Raw genomic sequence first — 15,936 nt, 5'->3', positions numbered from 1 at the left:
GGTGGCGCACGCCGGCTGCTGCAAGTCCGCCGCTCCCAACCAGGAACGGCGAGGCTGCACATCAGTTCATCTTCACGCCTTTTTCGGCGAAATACTTCGCCGCGCCCGGATGGAAGGGCACCGGCGTGGCGGCCGCCTTCTGGTTCTCGAGCTTGAAGTTTTCCGCTTCCTTGTGCACCGCGATGATCTCGTCGCGCTTCTCGAACAGGACCTTGACGATGTTGTAGGCGGTCTTGTCATCCATGTTGGCGTTGGCGACCAGGATGTTCATCACCGTCGCCTGCTTGTTGTCGCTGTCCATGCCCTTGTAGGCTGACTTCGGGATGGTGTCCTCGACATACAGGTTGCCGTACTTCTTGTTCATGGCGGGCACGGTCTCGGCATGGTCGATCATCTTGATCTTGGTGCCCGGGGTATTGGCCAGGTCAGTCACCGCCGCCGTCGGCAGGCCGCCGACCCAGAAGAAGGCATCGATCTTGTTGTCCTTGATCGCGTTCACCGACTCGGCCACCGACAGGCGCTCGCGCTTCACGTCCTTGTCTTTGTCCATGCCGGCCGCTTCCAGGATGCGGAAGGCCATCACCTCGGTGGCGCTGCCCGGCGATCCGGTGGAAATGTGCTTGCCCTTGAGATCGGCCAGCTTGTTGATGCCGCGCCCTTCCACCGTCACCAGATGCATGCGGTTCGGATACAGCACCGCCAGGGTGCGTACCGGCACCTTGCCCGACTTGAACTTGTCCTCGCCCCGTATCGCATCCTGCGCCGCGTCGGCCATGGAGAAGCCGACATAGGGCTTGCCGGTGCCGACCAGCTTCAGGTTGTCCACCGAGCCGCCGGTGACCTCGGCGGTGGCCTGCATGCCGGGCACGTATTTCGACAGCACCTGCGCCAGGCCGCCGCCCAGCGGGTAGTAGACCCCGCCGGTGCCGCCGGTGGCGATGGAAATGTTCTGCGCTGCCGCGACAGCGCACAGGCCCAGCGCCATGATGGCGATCCAGGCGCGTATTAAGTGGCGTTTCATGTCTGCTCCTCTCGTGATGAATCGGATGAACTGCTTTGCTGCATATGCGTGGCAAACCAAGCTGCGAACCAATGAAGCGTGAGGGATGTGAAGCCGGGAAGAAGGCGCGGCGGCGCCGGCGTTCAGGCCGGGCCGTGTCCGGTCGATGCAGCCGGGGGACGCGTCGTGCCGCGGCGCGGATGCGCGCGCGAGCCGGGGCGAGGGTCGGTCGTGGTAACCATGTCTGACTTGTCTCCTTCCAACTTCTTTTTTGTGCGTGGGATGATAATACGCTATCCAACCCCAACATTGAACGAAAGCATGAAACAGGACATCGATCAATCCGCGCCGGCGGCTTGCGTCAATGCCGGATCATGCGCTTCATGCTCCGTCATCCCTTCGCGCCGCCCTGCCGGCCGGCACGGGCGCAGGATGTCCGCCGCGCGGATTTCCTCCAGCGAGCGCAAGCCCAGCATCGCCATGTCGCGCGACACCTCCTTCGCCAGCAGGCCGATCGCATGGCGCACTCCCGCCTCGCCGCCGATCGCGGCGGCATAGCCGAACGGCCGGCCGACGAACACCATGCGCGCGCCCAGCGCCAAAGCCTTCAGCACATCGGTGCCGCGCCTGACGCCGCCGTCCAGCATCACCGGCAGGTCGGCACAGGCATTGGCGATGTCCGGCAGCATCCGCAGCGGCGCGATCGCGCCGTCGAGCTGGCGGCCGCCATGGTTGGAGACGATGATGCCGTCGGCGCCGGCGTCCCGCGCAATGCAGGCATCCTCGACGCGCAGGACGCCCTTGAGCACCAGCTTGCCCGGCCATTGCTTTCTTACCTGCGCGAAATGCCGCCAGCTTAGATGGCCGCGCTCGGAAAAGTCGCGCAGCACCGAGCCGGAGAGGATGGGCGCGCCGCGGGTGGCGTAGTTGTTCTCGAAATGCGGCAGGCCGTGCAGCAGCAGCGTGCGCAGGAAGGTGCCGAACAACCAGCGCGGACGAATCAATCCATCCCAGGCCAGGCGCGCGCTCGGCCGCAGCGGCGCCGAGAAGCCCATGCGGGCGGTGTTCTCGGGATTCGGCGGCACCTGCGTATCCACCGTCAGCACCAGGGTGCGGAAGCCGGCCCGGATCACCCGATCGATCAAGGCCTCGATGCCCGCCTCGTCGCCCGGAAGATAGGCTTGAAACCACGCATCCGGCGCCTGGGCGGCCACCTGCTCCATCGGGATCAGCGAGGAGCCGCTCATGATCATCGGCACGCCCGCCCGCGCCGCCGCGGCCGCCATGACGAGATCGCCGCGATAGGTCGACAGCGCACTCAGCCCCAGCGGCGCCAGACCGAACGGCGAGGCGTAGCGCTGGCCGAACAGATTGGTTTCCTGGGTGCGGCCCGAGACGTCCACCAGCACCCGGGGCAGGAATTCGTAATCGGCGAAGGCGCTGCGGTTGGCATGCAGCGAGCGGCGAGTTTCGGCGGCGGCCACCATGTAGCCGAACACCGGCCGCGGCAGGTGGCGCCTGGCGGCAGGTTCGAAGTCGTCCAGCGACAGCAGGCGACGCAGGCGGCGCGGCGCGGCAAGCGGGCTCGCCGCCGCCGCGCCGGCGGCGGTGTCGATGCGGGTCTCGGCGGGGTCCATCGTCATGGCTTGCGCCTGCGCTTTCCGGTTTTCCGCATGTATCCCGCAGGCATCAGCGCCGATCGCGTGCCCATGCTTCGTAGCGCGCCTTGTTCTCCGCGTCCGGCGGATACAGGCCCGGCAATTTCTGGCCGGCGTTGACCTGTTCCATGATCCAGGCCTCCAGCCTTTCCTGCTCCACCGCCATGGCGACCACCTCGTCCAGCATGGCGGCGGGAATCAGCACTGCGCCGTCGGTATCGATCACCACCACATCATTCGGGAACACCGCCACGCCGCCGCAGCCGATCGGTTCCTGCCAGCCGACGAAGGTCAGGCCTGCCACCGAGGGCGGCGCCGCCACGCCCTGGCACCAGACCGGCAAGCCGGTGCCGAGCACGCCGGCCACGTCGCGCACCACGCCGTCCGTCACCAGGGCCGCCACGCCGCGCTTCTCCATGCGCGCGCACAGGATGTCGCCGAAGATGCCGGCATCGGCCACGCCCATGGCATCGACCACCGCAATGCAGCCCTCGGGCATGGCTTCGATTGCCGCCCGGGTGGAGATCGGCGCGCCCCAGGAGGCCGGCGTCGCCAGGTCTTCCCGCGCCGGCACGAAGCGCAGGGTGAAGGCGCGGCCGATGATGCGCGGCTGGCCCGGCTTGAGCGGCATGGCGCCGCGCATCCAGACATTGCGCAGCCCTTTCTTGAGCAGCACGGTGGTGAGGGTGGCGGTGGTCACGTTGGCCAGCGCCTGGATGACCTCGGCTTGCATTGGAATCGGTTCGACGCCCATCGCATGTCTCCTCTGGAGTGGACGGCTTCAGCGGAATCGGAAAGCCGCCTTGATTATTGGACAAGTCTCATTGTCAAGCTGAAGCAATACCCGCACAATTTTATTTTTGTAGCTTCAAACAGAACAAAAAGTTCATTCCCGGAGACCGCCATGGAAACCAGCTACATCGACAGTTTCGTCGCCATCGCCGAATGCGGCTCGATGGCGGAAGCGTCGCGCCGCCTGAACCTGACGCCGACCGCGCTGGCCCAGCGCATCCATGTGCTGGAACGGGACTTTTCCACCCGGCTGATCGTGCGCTCGGGGCGCACGGTGCGCCTCACCGAGAGCGGCGCCCGGCTGCTCGCCCGGGCCCGCCAGTTCCAGCAGGAAGTGCGCGAGCTGCATGCCGCCACGCTGGGTGAAGGGATGGTGGGCGGCCTGCGGCTGGGCGCCATCTCCACCGCGGCCACCGGCTTGCTGCCGCCCATGCTGTCGGCCCTGGTGGAGCGCCATCCCGGCGTCGACGCCTATATCGAGGTCGGCGTCTCGCGCGACCTCTACCATCAGGTACTGCATGACAAGCTGGATGCGGCGGTGATGGTGGCGCCGCCCTTCGCCATTCCGAAATCCCTGACCTGGCGCACCCTGCGGGAGGAACCGCTGATCGTGCTGGCGCCGCGCAGCCTTGCCGGCCGCGATCCCTTGCAGCTGCTGGCGGAGATGCCGCTGATCCGCTACGACCGCCGCAACTGGGGCGGCTCGCCGGCGGACCAGTTCCTGCAGCAGCACGGGATACAGCCCAAGCAGCGCTTCGAGCTGGATGCGCTGGACGGCATCGTGGCCCTGGTCGGCTGCGGACTGGGGGTGTCGCTGGTGCCCGACTGGTCACGGGCAGCGCCGCTGCCGCCGGGCGTGGTCGGCATCGCCGTCGGCGGGGAGTCGCCGAAGCGGCGCATCGGAATGCTGTGGCCGACGCAATCGCCCTATGGCCGGGCGTTCGAGGATTTGCTTGCCGCCACCGGCAACGGCGGCGACCGGCGCAGCGCCTGACTGCTATCGAGCAAGGCGCTCGATCAGCGCCGCGCCGGTTTCCCGGGTGCCGAGCCTGCCGCCGACGTCGCGCGTGGCTTCCCCGGCAGCGATGGCCTCCGCCACGCCGCGTTCGATGGCCTCGTAGGCGTCGACAAACTTCCGGCCGCCCCGCCGCTGGCCGAACCAGTTCAGCAGCATGCCCGCCGACAGCACCAGCGAGAAGGGATTGGCGACGTTGCGGCCGGCGATGTCGGGCGCGCTGCCGTGCGATGCCTGCGCCATGGCATGCTCGGTGCCGGCATTGAGCGAAGCGCCCATGCCGAGGCTGCCCGACAGCTCCGCCGTCAGGTCGGACAGGATGTCGCCGAACATGTTGGTGGTGACGATGACATCGAATTTCTGCGGCGCGCGCACCGCATGCGCCATCATCGCGTCGACGATGTAGTCGTCCACGACGACATCCGGATAACGGCTGGCGATTTCGCGGCAGCATGCCATGAACATGCCGTCGCCGATCTTCAGCACGTTCGCCTTGTGCACGATGGAGACATGCTTCTTGCGGGTAGCCGCCAGCGCGAAGGCCGATTCGGCGATGCGCAGGCAGCATTCGCGGGTGATGCGGCGCATGGAGATGACCACGTCCTTCGTCACCAGCAGCTCGCCGTTGCCCTGCTCCATGTTCCGATCGGCGTAGAAGCCTTCCGTGTTTTCGCGCACCACGATCAGGTCGAAGGGATTGACCTTGGTGGGCAGGCCGTCATAGGTACGCGACGGACGGATGTTGGCGAACAGGTCCAGGCTCTTGCGGAAGAACTTCGACGGATTGATCTCGCCCCTGGACTCGTCCTTCATCTCGAAGGTCGACATCGGGCCGAGCACCAGGCCGTCGGCCGCCTTGACCTTTTCCAGCAGGGCCGGGGTGACGGTGGCGCCGTGCCGCTTCAGGCTGTCCAGGCCGGCGATGTCATGCTGCAGTTCCAGCCCGAGGCCGAAACGCCTGTCGACGGCGGCCAGCACGCCGACGGTGACGTCCATGGTTTCCGGGCCGATGCCGTCGCCCGGCAGAATGACGATTTTCATGAGGGTTCCATTCTCCGATTTGCCTGTTCGGCGGCCGCACGAGGACCGCCATCCGGGAGCCGATTATCGGGGCGCGGCGAGGCCAAGACAAATGCAAAGAATCTTCTGATTAATCCGCTGCACGCATAGATCGGCGCGCCGCGCGCCACCCGCTACGCTGCGGCCAGCGGCGAATTATTGCGCAGCGACTCCAGCAGCAGATCGTAGAAATGCTGTGCGGCGGGCGCCAGCGGCCGCGCCCGGCGGCGGATGAGACCGAGCGTGCGCGTCAGCTCCGGCTCGGCGATCGGCACGCTGGCCAAGGCGGGATGCTCGCCAATCGGCATCGACAGCCGCGGCACCACGCCGACGCCAAGCCCGGCCTCCACCAGGTTCACCAGCGCGGGCACATGCTGCACCTCGCAAAACCATTTCGGCCGGATCGCCGCCTTGGCCAGCGCCAGGTCGATCAGGGTGCGGTTGGCGCTGCCGGGCGCCTCGGCGATGTAATCATGGTCGGCGAGCTCCCGCCACGTCACCCTTTCCCTGCCCGCCAGCGGGTGGGCTCGGCCGCAGGCCAGCACGAACTGCTCGTCGAACACGGCAAGGAATTCCAGATCCGGCTCCTGGGTGCCGACATAGGTGAGCCCGAAATCGGCGTCGGATTTCGCCACGGCGGTCAGCACCTCGGTGGCGCGCACATCGCGAATCCGGATGCGGATGCCGGGAAAGCGCCGATGGTAGGCGGCGATCACGCTGGGCAGGAAATAGCGCACGGCGGAAGGGATGGCGGCGATGGTCACCTCGCCGGCGAGACGGTCGGCCAGTTCCTGGACGCCGACCAGCGCGCCTTCGACCTCATTGAGCACGTGCCGCGCGCGATGGATGAAATGGCGCCCGACCGGCGTCAGCTCGACGCGGCGCGTGGTGCGCTCGAACAGCTTGACGCCCAGCGCCTCCTCCAGCTTCTCGACCCGGCGCGACAATGCCGGCTGGGACAGGTTGAGCTTGCCGGCGGCGGCGGCGAAACCGCCATGGTCGACGACGGCGGTGAAGGCGCGCAGGTCGCCGAGATCGAAATTCATGTGCCAGACGCATCAATTGCAAAACTCTTTGCATTGTACATGCACCATTTCAATGCCGATAATGGGCGGGCAAAAAACAATGCAGGGCGCGGGCTCGGTCCGACGCCGCACCGAATTCTTCGAAGGAGACCCCCACGATGACTCGTCGTCAATTCCTGCGCCAGGCGCTTGCCGCCTCGGCGCTGTGCGGCCCGTTCGCCGCCCTCGTCCTTCCCGGCGCCGCCCTCGCCCAGAATTATCCCAATCGGCCGGTCACGCTGGTCGTGCCGTTCGCCCCCGGCGGCGGCACCGATTCCATCGCGCGCGAGATGGCGGTCGGCCTGTCGCAGCGGCTCGGCAAGCCGGTCGTGGTCGACAACCGGGGCGGCGCCGGCGGCGCGATCGCGGCCAAGCAGGTGGCCTCGTCTCCCGCCGATGGCCATACGCTGCTGTTCGTCACCTCCACTTTCGTCACTCATGTGGCGGCGGAACCGAAGCCTTCGTACGATGCGGTGAAGGATTTTGCGCCGGTTGCGATGATAGGGCGGGGCCCGCTGATGGTCGTCACCCGCAAGGGGCTCGGCACGGCAACCCTGGAGCAGATCGTCGCCGCCTCGAAGGCACGCCCCGAAGGGCTGTCCTACTGCTCATCCGGCGTGGGCGGCATCAACCACATGGCGGGCGAACTGTTCGCGCAAAAGACCGGCGCGGTCCTGAGCCACGTGCCCTACAAGGGCAGCGGCCCGGCCACGCTCGACCTGCTGGCCGGGCGCATCGATGTTTTCTTCTCGACGGTGCCGACCATCCAGCAATACGTGAAGTCCGGCCAGGTGGACTTGGTGGCGGTGACCGACACCAAGCGCATGGCCGGTTATCCGAATACCCCGACCGCCGCCGAGGCCGGCCTGAAGGATTTCAACATCTCCACCTGGTGGGGCATCGTTGCGCCGGCCGGCACGCCGGAACCCATCGTGGCCAGGCTCAATGGCTACATCAACGAAATCTCGGCCAGCGAAGCGATCAAAAAACGCCTGACCAATGAAGGCGCGGAAACCTATTCGATGACGTCGGCGCAGTTCAAGGCCGCCCTCGGCCAGGAAACGGCGTTGTGGCGCGGCGTGGCGAAGGCGGCGAACATCAAGACCAACTGATCGGCGGAGACCCTCCTGCCGCCGGCGCAGCGCCTCGCGCCGGCTCTCGCGGCATCGCAGGGACACGCAGGGCAAGCACTGTGTCGCCCGGACGCGGGTGAGAAGACGAAGTGCGGATCAGGACCTATCGAGTTGCATGAGGAAGATGCGACACGCCAGCGGATTGCTGTTGAACTTGGCTCGTGGGCGGTCCGCATCCGGATGCGGTGGCGTTGTGCCGGTTGACAGGCTGTTGCAGCCAGGCGCCATTTCATGCACCCAAATGGGGATTCTGTGCGCGAATACCGCTAAGAAGATACGCGTCTGGAGAAGATCGCTATAATTGCTGGAAAGCAACTCGATCTGCCGCTCCCCTGCGCCCTTCCACTCTTCTTGAAACCCATGTTCCAACGCCTCTCCATCAAAACCAAGCTCGTGGCGGTCACGAGCTTCCTCTGCCTCGCCACTGTATTCGTTGGCGTCCAGGGCATCTACAACCTGAGCACCACCAATGCTGCCGTCAAGACGCTGTACGAGGACCGGGTCGTGTCACTCGGCCAGCTCAATGCGGTCCAGGGAATGATGGAACACAACCAGCGCGCGATCGCGATGGCTGCCCTGAGCCGTGATGCCAAGTACAGCCAGGGACAGATCGACGGCGTGGCTTCGCGGCGCGCAGCAATCGATAGCCAGTGGAAAGCCTACATGGCGACTTATCTGACCACGGAAGAGAAATCGCTCGCCGCGCATTTCGAGCAAAGCCGGGGCCAGTTTTTGCGCGACGGCCTGGAGCCGGCGATCGCGGCGCTGCGCGCAGGCGACTTCGATCAGGCATCCGATATCGCGCGCAACCAGCTCGCTCGGCATTACGCGCCCGCGCGCAAGGATCTGGAAGCGCTCGTCGCGCTCCAGCTGGACGTCAGCCAGGCGGAATTCGGCAAGTCGCAGCAGCGATATGAAGAATCGCGCATGGAGACCATCGCCGCCGTCATCCTGGCTCTGCTGGTGGGCGCATCCATGGCCTGGTGGATCATCGCCGCGGTCATGGCGGGCATGCGCGACGCCACGCGAATCGCCGATACGGTGAGCGCCGGCGACCTGAGCCAGGATTTCGAAAGCGATCGGCATGATGAATTTGGCGCGCTCATCAACTCCCTGGGCCAGATGGAAGACAAGCTGACCGACCTGGTCACCAACATCAAGCAAGCCAGCGACACGATCCAGACCGCATCCGACGAGATCGCTGTCGGCAACCTCGACCTGTCATCGCGCACCGAGCAGCAAGCCGCCTCGCTGGAAGAGACCGCTTCGACCATGGAGCAGCTGACGCAGACGGTGCGTCAGAATGCCGACAACGCGCAGCAAGCGACCCGGCTCGCGGCGGACGCGTCCACCATCGCCATGCAGGGCGGCGCCGTCGTTCACGATGTGGTTGCGACCATGGACGCGATCAAGGCGGGCTCCCAGCAGATCGCCGAGATCATCTCCGTCATCGATGGCATTGCCTTCCAGACCAATATCCTTGCGCTCAATGCCGCGGTGGAAGCCGCACGCGCCGGAGAACAGGGCAAGGGTTTCGCCGTGGTGGCCACCGAGGTGCGCGGACTGGCCCAGCGTTCGGCCGCCGCTGCCAAGGAAATCAAGCAATTGATCGAGACCTCGGTCGGCAAGGTGGAGGATGGCAGCAAGCTGGTCGACCGGGCGGGACAGACCATGGAGCAGATCGTCGCCAGCGTGAAAAAGGTGTCCGAGGTCATGCATGAGATCGAACTGGCCAGCGCCGAACAGAGCAACGGCATCGTGCAGGTCAACCAGGCGGTGAGCGAGATGGACAAGGCAACCCAGCAGAACGCGGCGCTGGTCGAGCAGGCCGCCGCCGCGGCGCAAGCCTTGCGCGACCAGGCGTCTCACCTGGCCAGGGAAATCAATGGCTTCAAGCTATAGTCGGGGACCGGTCAGACAGTCATCCAAACGCTCGACGTCCGGGCGGCATCGCGGCAAGTAGTAATGCATCGCGAGCACCGCACCGTCGGGTGCTCCATGCGCGAACATCGATGGCCGGACGTGGCGCCTCCTGGAAGGCACCGGAGCGGATTCGAATCAGGCAGGGCGCTGGCGCCTGAAACCGGCTTCGCGGGTCGATGCAGGGCTAAACATGGCAGGCGCCGTCCGGCAACCGGCACATAAACCGGGTACCGTTGCCGCTTGATCGCCCATGTTTACCTCCACGTCCGGGCCCGCCATTTCAAGCCCTGGCTCCCAGCCAGGAGCAAGCCCGCCGGCCCCCTTGCCCGAGGGTCGAAGGCGGGCTTCTGCTGCTTCACCGTGAATCGCGCAAACCGATCGACGTCCTCCCTGACGCCAGCGCGGCGGATCGACCATGACGCCTTCCTCCCTGATTTCGACGCCAATGGCCTCAGTAGCATCGCCTTGGCGGGATAACTCTTGCAACAGCAATTTTTATGGTATAAATTTTCCATAGAAAGCCAGGAGCCGCCATGAAAGTTACTCAGCAGCCCGTTCCGACGCCAGCAGAGCAAGCCGCCGTGCTCAGCAAGGCCGTCACCCGTGCAGCCGACCGCCTCGCGCTTTCCCGCACCCTGCTGGCCCGGATATTGGGCGTGAGCGCTTCGACGATCACCCGGTTGTATGCCGGCGAGTATCGGCTCGACAGCACCCGCAAGGAGTGGGAGTTCGCGCTGCTTTTCGTACGCGTTTTCCGCTCGCTGGACTCCATCGTCGGCAACGAGACATCGGCGCGCCAATGGCTGGAAAGCAATAATCGCGGCTTGAACGGCCGGCCGATCGATCTCATCGCCAACACGGAGGGCCTGGTACGTGTCACGCAATACCTGGACGCCCATCGCGGTCTCGTCTAGCGCGGCGCTCTGGTCGGCGGACGCCTGGCGCCTGGTGGAGTCGCAGCACGTCGCTTCGACCATGAAGATCGTCGATACGCCGAACGAACAGGACATCCTCGAAAGTCTGCTGGAATCCAGCAAGCCGGCATTGCCGGATGACCTGGCGCGCTTGCACTATCTGCTTGCCACCCCCTTTCGCTATTGGCCAGGACGAGGCGGCTCCCGCTTCCGGGGCGAATTCGATCCCGGCGTTTTTTACGGCGCCGAGACGATCCGCACGGCTTGCGCCGAACTCGGCTACTGGCGCTGGAAGTTCCTGCAGGATGCCGACGGCCTGGATCACCTCGACCCGGTGTCCCATACCGGGTTCAAGGCCTTGTTCGACACCCGGGTCGTCGACCTGCGCCAGCCGCCCTTCTCCGCCGATGCCGCGGCGTGGATGCATCCGGCCGATTACCGGGCAACGCAACGGTTTGCCGCGATTGCACGGGAGGCCGGGATCGGCGGCATCGTCTATCAGTCGGTGCGCGATCCCGAACCCGGCTGGAATGTGGCCCTGCTGACGCCGCGCGCCTTTGCCAAGCCCAGCCCCGACCGGTTCATGCAGACCTGGTGGCTGGCGGTGAGCAAGGACGGCGTCGTGTGGCGGCGCGACGCCGAGCGCTTCACCTTTTCCGCAGAACCCTGGAAGGCCGCCTGACATCGCCCTTCTCAGCCGCGCGACCATGATTTCGCCGGCGCCGCCCATCGCAGGCGAAGCGCCGGAGCGAGCGACGGATAGAGTACGCCGGTGACGACCAGGATCGCGCCGCAGGCCTGGGCCCACGAGACCGGCTGCCCCAGCATCAGGCCGAAACCGGCGGTCAGCATCGGCACCAGGTTGATGAAGCCCGCCACCGCCGGCGCACCGAGCGCCTTCACGCCCTGATTCCACCAGATGTAGGCCAGCACGGTGCCGAACACGCCCATGAAGGCAATGCCAGCCACGACCGGCCCGGATGGCGCATCCATGAAATCCGGCGCGGCACGCAATGCGAACAGCGCCATCAGGAAGGCGCCGCCGGCAATCGTGCTAGCGGTGATCTGCATCGGCGACATGCCGGAGATGAAGCGCTTGGGAATCACGGGATAGCAGGCCCAGCAGAAACTGGCCAGCAGCATCAGCAAGTCGCCGCCGGAGAATGAGAGCGTGGCGATCGCCTGCCACGAACCATGGCTCACCACCACCATGACGCCGGCGATGCCGAGCACCAGCCCGGCGATCTGATGTCTCGATACCCGCTCTCTGCCAACCAGTGCCGCCAGCACCGCTGTCATGGCCGGATTCAGCGCCATGATCATCGCGGCGTTGGTGGCCGACGTCGAGCGCAGGCCGTAGAAGGTGGCGATGTTGAAGCCGAAAATGCCGATCGCCGACATGGCCAGCAGCGGAAGCGCATTGCGGCGCAATGCCTGCCAGGGCAGCCGCTCACGGTACCAGACCACCGGCACGAGAATGGCCGCCGCCAGCATGAAGCGCCACGCGACGACCGCGGCCGGAGAAGCGGCCGCCACGGTGAATTTGGCGACATGGAACACGGCTGCCCAACATACGGTGGTCAGCACCAGCCTCGAATAGATTGCCCACGCTTTCATGACATGCCTCCTGGAGATGATGGGAAGCAGTCTAGTTTTTCTGAATTAGAATAAAAACAATCTGGACGGCAAATCATTTTCCATAAATGAAAAACTCGGACTTCGACTGGAATGACCTCAAGTATTTTCTCGCCGTGGCCCGGCATGGCGGGCTGACCGGCGCGGCAGCGTCCCTGGACACCAGTCCATCGACGGTATCGCGCCATATTGCGTCGCTCGAAAAAAAGCTGGGCAACACCTTGTTCGTGCGGCACCAGACCGGCTACGCGATGACGGATGACGGCAGCGCGCTGTTCAGCCGCACCGAGCAGGTCGAACAGGCGGTCATGGCTACCGAGCGCAGCGCCGCCCAGGCAGCGCAGCGGCAGATGTCGGGACAGGTACGGCTGGCGACCACCGAAATGCTGGCGCTGCACCTGGTGGTACCCAACCTGCCGCAATTCCACTCGGCCTATCCGCGCCTGCAGGTCGAGATCGTGGTCGCGCTGGTGCGTGCGAATCTGACGAGGCGGGAAGCCGACCTGGCGCTGCGCGTGGTGCCGCCGAGCGAAGATGACGATGCCGGCGACTATGTCGCCAACCGGATCGGGGACCTGCGCTTCGCCATGTATGGCGAAAGGCGCGCCGTCGAGAGCGTGAGCGCCAAGGCCGCCGCCTGGCAGGAGATGGACTATGTGTCCTGGGACGAGGCCGCCGCGAACCTGCCGGTGGCGCGCTGGATTGCCAGCGCCTTCGGCGGCAAGCGCCCGCTGTTTGCCTGCAACAGCATGCAGGCGCAGTACACCGCGATACGCGCGGGTCTCGGGATTGGCCTGCTTCCCTGCTTCGTCGCCGACCGCGACCCGGCGCTGGCGCGCATCCCGGTGCCGATCGCGCTTCCTTCGAACGGGCTCTGGCTGGTCTATCACCGCGACCTCAAGGGCAGCCAGCGCGTGCTTGCGCTGCGCAACTTCATCGCCGAGCTGGCCGTCACCCATCTGGAGGAATCGGATGCGCCTGGAGGCGGCGCTGACGGATGGGTGAGGCGCTGATGCTCCGGCGTGGCCGAGTTGGTGAGCCGGTCATCGGTTCACGTGATTAGCCGGTTTTGACTTTGCGCACAAACAACGCTATCGTTTTCGGTTTTCTCACGGCTCGTTTCAGCCAAGTTATTGCTGTTTAGGAAAGCCTGCGCTTGCAACGCCAGCATCTGCTTGGCTCACGCCGTTTGCCCAAGTCTCTCGGCCTTTCACCGATCGCGGGTGCGCGCAACCCACCGGATTTTTTGGATTAAAAACGATTATGTATGCGTTCGATTTGAGCCTGAAATACCGCATAGCGGTAAAGGAGCGCAACCTGGATGCGATTCTGTCGATGTTTGCGCCGGATGCCGTCATCGAAACGCCGTTAAGGGGTACCTGCAAGGTCAGGCCTTATCACGAATGGCTGTTCGAGAATGTCAAGAGATCAACGGTTGAGGTCCAGAACGTATTTCAGGCATTGAATGGCGACATCACGATCGCCATCCATTCCCGCTATCGGTGGCTGCTCAACAATGACAAGACGATCGAGTTCGGCGGGATGTCACTGTTCGAATTTACGCCAGACCGGACAAAAATCAGAAAGATGACGACCTTCTACGATACCTCGCTGGTGCGGTCGGAGCTGGCCCAGGCGATGTCCCCAGGCTGAGCTGCGCCGCGTGCAGTGCAGGCATGAGCCCATCGTCGTGATCGCCTGAGGAAGCCCGCTCGAAAACTTTGGCCGTGTTTGCGCGGTCTGCTCATGCAGTCAATCACGCGCAAGGAACGCCGTGCGTCTGCTAGTGCTGTCGGATCTTCACCTTGAAGTCTGGGGCGAAGATGCCCTTCGCTTCGACTTAGCCGCCAGCCGGCCCGATGCCGTCCTGCTGGCGGGAGACATCCATGCCGGCGCTCACGCTCCCGGCTGGGCAGCCGCGCGGTTTCCGGGCTTGCCCGTTCTGTATGTGAGCGGCAACCACGAGATGTACGGCGGCGCCGTCGACGAGACGGATCGGGCAATCGGTGAAGCCTGCGCCCGGCATCCGAACGTTCGCTATTTGAATCGTGATGAAGTCGTGATCGGTGATGTGCGCTTCCTCGGCTGCACCCTGTGGACCGACTTTCGTCTTTTCGGTGCCGGGCGCCGCGATGCCTGCCTGAATGAGGCACGTGCAGTCATGAACGATTACCGCCGCATCAAAGTCCGGATCGCCGATGACGGGTTCCTGGATCCGACGGACACGATACGTCTCCATGAGCAGCAGAAAGCCTGGCTGAGAAAGAAGCTGCTGCAACCCTTCTCTGGCCGGACGGTAGTGCTGACGCATATGGCTCCCTCGAAGACGTCCATCGTCGCGCCGTATGAGAATGCATCCTCTTCCGCGGCTTTCGCATCCAACCTGGATGATCTGGCCGCCATGGCGGACGTCTGGATCCACGGCCATACCCACGATAGCCTCGATTACCGCATCGGCAAGTGCCAAGTCGTCTGCAATCCGCTTGGCTACCGGATGCGAAACGGCGCGGCCGAGAACGGCGGCTTCGATCCGAATCGCGTTGTGCTGGTGTAGGCGCCTTCCGCGCTTTTGCCGCGGACTCGTGGACCGGCGGCCGCCCGCCGGTTGCGCGCTTGCGCCCAGGCTTTCGCGGTGATGGCCTGGTTTGGGGGCGACGGGTTGCAGGTCTCGGTTTCTCTCGCCCTTGAGCGTCTTCCTGCCTTTGCAGGCACAATTGCCGGCATTCAACCGCATGCGGGCGTCGCTGTCGGCCTCGGTGGAGAAGGCATTTTCGCGGTCGCTTTGTGGGCAATCTTCCTTGCCGTTGCCTGCGCCTTCTGCATCGTGGCTTCCAGCGCGCGCCCGTGTCGGACGTTTCCATGGCCGGGGCGCCTGCATGCTGCTGCACTGCGGCCAACCCTGCAGGCCCTGCATTGCTTACTGAGGAAAGGCTATAACCCACCATGAGTACCACCATTACAGGTCCCGACGGCAAGCTGCGCTGCCAGTGGTGCAGCGCGGCGCCGGAGTTTCTCGCCTATCACGACATTGAATGGGGTTTTCCAGTGGGCGATGATCAGCGCCTGTTCGAGAAATTGAGCCTGGAAGCTTTCCAGTCCGGCTTGAGCTGGCGCACCATTCTTGCCAAGCGCGAGAATTTCCGGAAGGCGTTTCATCGCTTCGACTTCGACCGGATCGCTCGCTTCACGCAGCGCGATGTCGACCGCCTGCTTCAGGACGAGGGAATCATTCGGCACCGCGGGAAGATTGAAGCCGTGATCAACAACGCCCAGCGTGCCCAGGAGCTGGTCGGGCGCGAAGGATCGCTGGCAGCCTTCCTATGGCGATTTGAACCCGATGCGGCATCGCTGCCACGCCCGCAGACCGTGACAACCTCGCCGGAATCGGTGGCGCTTTCCAAGGAATTGAAGAAGCAGGGCTGGAAGTTCGTCGGGCCGACGACCGTCTATGCCTTCATGCAGGCAATGGGGCTGATCAATGATCATGCGGAAGACTGCGTGATCAGGGCCCGGGTGCAAGATGCCCGAAAACGCTTTGCTCGGCCGGGGTAAGAGCCTGCCTGCGGACACCATCTCACCGGAGGCAGGTTCGGCGCCGCGCCGCTTTCCACGGCAGGCAGCCAAGAATCGTGGTCTGTCCCGGGGGCTTGACCAGATCAAGCAAGCGAATCCTTGACGACGGCTGTTTTGCAGATCGAGGCACTTCGGGAACCTCATCTGAATCCGCCATAGATTTCATTTTA

The 15,936-nt window shown here is 64.7% G+C and carries 14 protein-coding genes and 1 pseudogene; 9 read left to right on the top strand and 6 right to left on the bottom strand.

Annotation, left to right across the window (positions count from 1 at the left end):
- Positions 1–61 precede the first annotated feature (61 nt).
- From CHB88_RS17280 to CHB88_RS17270, 3 genes and pseudogenes are all read right to left on the bottom strand, one after another.
- Positions 62–1,021, bottom strand: a complete 960-nt coding sequence (locus tag CHB88_RS17280; protein WP_089400586.1) for a TAXI family TRAP transporter solute-binding subunit — start codon at positions 1,019–1,021, stop codon at positions 62–64.
- Between the two features lie 404 nt (positions 1,022–1,425).
- Positions 1,426–2,637: pseudogene (locus CHB88_RS17275) on the bottom strand (alpha-hydroxy acid oxidase); the annotation flags it as partial.
- 52 nt (positions 2,638–2,689) lie between these two features.
- Positions 2,690–3,412 carry a ribonuclease activity regulator RraA gene (locus tag CHB88_RS17270; RefSeq protein WP_089400585.1) on the bottom strand — a complete coding sequence of 241 codons (723 nt, stop codon included), beginning with the start codon at positions 3,410–3,412 and terminating at the stop codon, positions 2,690–2,692.
- 150 nt (positions 3,413–3,562) lie between these two features.
- Between CHB88_RS17270 and CHB88_RS17265 the strand changes: the two genes are divergently transcribed.
- Positions 3,563–4,444, top strand: coding sequence for a LysR family transcriptional regulator (locus CHB88_RS17265; protein WP_089400584.1), 882 nt, complete (start codon positions 3,563–3,565; stop codon positions 4,442–4,444).
- 3 nt (positions 4,445–4,447) lie between these two features.
- Here the strand turns inward: CHB88_RS17265 and CHB88_RS17260 are convergent, their stop codons facing one another.
- On the bottom strand, positions 4,448–5,506 hold the full coding sequence (locus CHB88_RS17260; RefSeq protein ID WP_089400583.1) for an isocitrate/isopropylmalate dehydrogenase family protein: 1,059 nt from the start codon (positions 5,504–5,506) through the stop codon (positions 4,448–4,450).
- Between the two features lie 152 nt (positions 5,507–5,658).
- Positions 5,659–6,570, bottom strand: a complete 912-nt coding sequence (locus CHB88_RS17255; RefSeq protein WP_089400582.1) for a LysR family transcriptional regulator — start codon at positions 6,568–6,570, stop codon at positions 5,659–5,661.
- A gap of 137 nt (positions 6,571–6,707) precedes the next feature.
- Between CHB88_RS17255 and CHB88_RS17250 the strand changes: the two genes are divergently transcribed.
- The 4 genes from CHB88_RS17250 (at position 6,708) to CHB88_RS17225 (ending at position 11,240) form a co-directional block, all read left to right on the top strand.
- Complete coding sequence (locus tag CHB88_RS17250) at positions 6,708–7,700, top strand: Bug family tripartite tricarboxylate transporter substrate binding protein (protein WP_089400581.1); 993 nt, start codon at positions 6,708–6,710, stop codon at positions 7,698–7,700.
- Positions 7,701–8,081: 381 nt separating this feature from the next.
- Entirely contained in the window at positions 8,082–9,623 is a 1,542-nt protein-coding gene (locus CHB88_RS17240; RefSeq protein ID WP_089400579.1) for a methyl-accepting chemotaxis protein, read from the top strand.
- 554 nt (positions 9,624–10,177) lie between these two features.
- Positions 10,178–10,558, top strand: coding sequence for an antitoxin Xre/MbcA/ParS toxin-binding domain-containing protein (locus CHB88_RS17230; protein ID WP_089400577.1), 381 nt, complete (start codon positions 10,178–10,180; stop codon positions 10,556–10,558).
- 61 nt (positions 10,559–10,619) lie between these two features.
- A complete protein-coding gene (locus CHB88_RS17225; RefSeq protein ID WP_245845034.1) occupies positions 10,620–11,240 on the top strand; it encodes an RES family NAD+ phosphorylase in 621 nt (206 codons plus the stop codon).
- Positions 11,241–11,251: 11 nt separating this feature from the next.
- Here the strand turns inward: CHB88_RS17225 and CHB88_RS17220 are convergent, their stop codons facing one another.
- Positions 11,252–12,175, bottom strand: a complete 924-nt coding sequence (locus CHB88_RS17220; RefSeq protein WP_089400576.1) for a DMT family transporter — start codon at positions 12,173–12,175, stop codon at positions 11,252–11,254.
- An 86-nt stretch (positions 12,176–12,261) separates the two neighbouring features.
- On the opposite strand from CHB88_RS17220, the gene CHB88_RS17215 reads away from it, so the two are divergent.
- The 4 genes from CHB88_RS17215 (at position 12,262) to CHB88_RS17200 (ending at position 15,745) form a co-directional block, all read left to right on the top strand.
- Positions 12,262–13,206, top strand: a complete 945-nt coding sequence (locus CHB88_RS17215; RefSeq protein ID WP_089400575.1) for a LysR family transcriptional regulator — start codon at positions 12,262–12,264, stop codon at positions 13,204–13,206.
- A 265-nt stretch (positions 13,207–13,471) separates the two neighbouring features.
- On the top strand, positions 13,472–13,846 hold the full coding sequence (locus CHB88_RS17210) for a nuclear transport factor 2 family protein (protein WP_176442528.1): 375 nt from the start codon (positions 13,472–13,474) through the stop codon (positions 13,844–13,846).
- A 121-nt stretch (positions 13,847–13,967) separates the two neighbouring features.
- Positions 13,968–14,747 (top strand): metallophosphoesterase, encoded by a 780-nt coding sequence (locus tag CHB88_RS17205; protein WP_089400573.1) that lies wholly within the window; start codon positions 13,968–13,970, stop codon positions 14,745–14,747.
- Positions 14,748–15,136: 389 nt separating this feature from the next.
- Complete coding sequence (locus CHB88_RS17200; RefSeq protein ID WP_089400572.1) at positions 15,137–15,745, top strand: DNA-3-methyladenine glycosylase I; 609 nt, start codon at positions 15,137–15,139, stop codon at positions 15,743–15,745.
- Positions 15,746–15,936: the final 191 nt, after the last annotated feature.

Origin of the sequence: Noviherbaspirillum humi (genome assembly GCF_900188095.1) — a bacterium.
Lineage (GTDB): Bacteria > Pseudomonadota > Gammaproteobacteria > Burkholderiales > Burkholderiaceae_D > Noviherbaspirillum > Noviherbaspirillum humi.
The sequence above is the reverse complement of the archived record's forward strand: the minus strand, read 5'-3'. Positions and strand labels throughout refer to the sequence as shown.

What these genes read in the sequence shown, in the direction of transcription:
- CHB88_RS17265 (WP_089400584.1), top strand. Translation starts at nt 3,563, where the DNA reads ATGGAAACCAGCTACATCGACAGTTTCGTCGCCATCGCCGAATGCGGC.
- CHB88_RS17230 (WP_089400577.1), top strand. Translation starts at nt 10,178, where the DNA reads ATGAAAGTTACTCAGCAGCCCGTTCCGACGCCAGCAGAGCAAGCCGCC.
- CHB88_RS17250 (WP_089400581.1), top strand. Translation starts at nt 6,708, where the DNA reads ATGACTCGTCGTCAATTCCTGCGCCAGGCGCTTGCCGCCTCGGCGCTG.
- CHB88_RS17220 (WP_089400576.1), bottom strand. Translation starts at nt 12,175, where the DNA reads ATGAAAGCGTGGGCAATCTATTCGAGGCTGGTGCTGACCACCGTATGT.
- CHB88_RS17280 (WP_089400586.1), bottom strand. Translation starts at nt 1,021, where the DNA reads ATGAAACGCCACTTAATACGCGCCTGGATCGCCATCATGGCGCTGGGC.
- CHB88_RS17255 (WP_089400582.1), bottom strand. Translation starts at nt 6,570, where the DNA reads ATGAATTTCGATCTCGGCGACCTGCGCGCCTTCACCGCCGTCGTCGAC.
- CHB88_RS17260 (WP_089400583.1), bottom strand. Translation starts at nt 5,506, where the DNA reads ATGAAAATCGTCATTCTGCCGGGCGACGGCATCGGCCCGGAAACCATG.
- CHB88_RS17225 (WP_245845034.1), top strand. Translation starts at nt 10,620, where the DNA reads ATGAAGATCGTCGATACGCCGAACGAACAGGACATCCTCGAAAGTCTG.
- CHB88_RS17240 (WP_089400579.1), top strand. Translation starts at nt 8,082, where the DNA reads ATGTTCCAACGCCTCTCCATCAAAACCAAGCTCGTGGCGGTCACGAGC.
- CHB88_RS17270 (WP_089400585.1), bottom strand. Translation starts at nt 3,412, where the DNA reads ATGGGCGTCGAACCGATTCCAATGCAAGCCGAGGTCATCCAGGCGCTG.
- CHB88_RS17200 (WP_089400572.1), top strand. Translation starts at nt 15,137, where the DNA reads ATGAGTACCACCATTACAGGTCCCGACGGCAAGCTGCGCTGCCAGTGG.
- CHB88_RS17215 (WP_089400575.1), top strand. Translation starts at nt 12,262, where the DNA reads ATGAAAAACTCGGACTTCGACTGGAATGACCTCAAGTATTTTCTCGCC.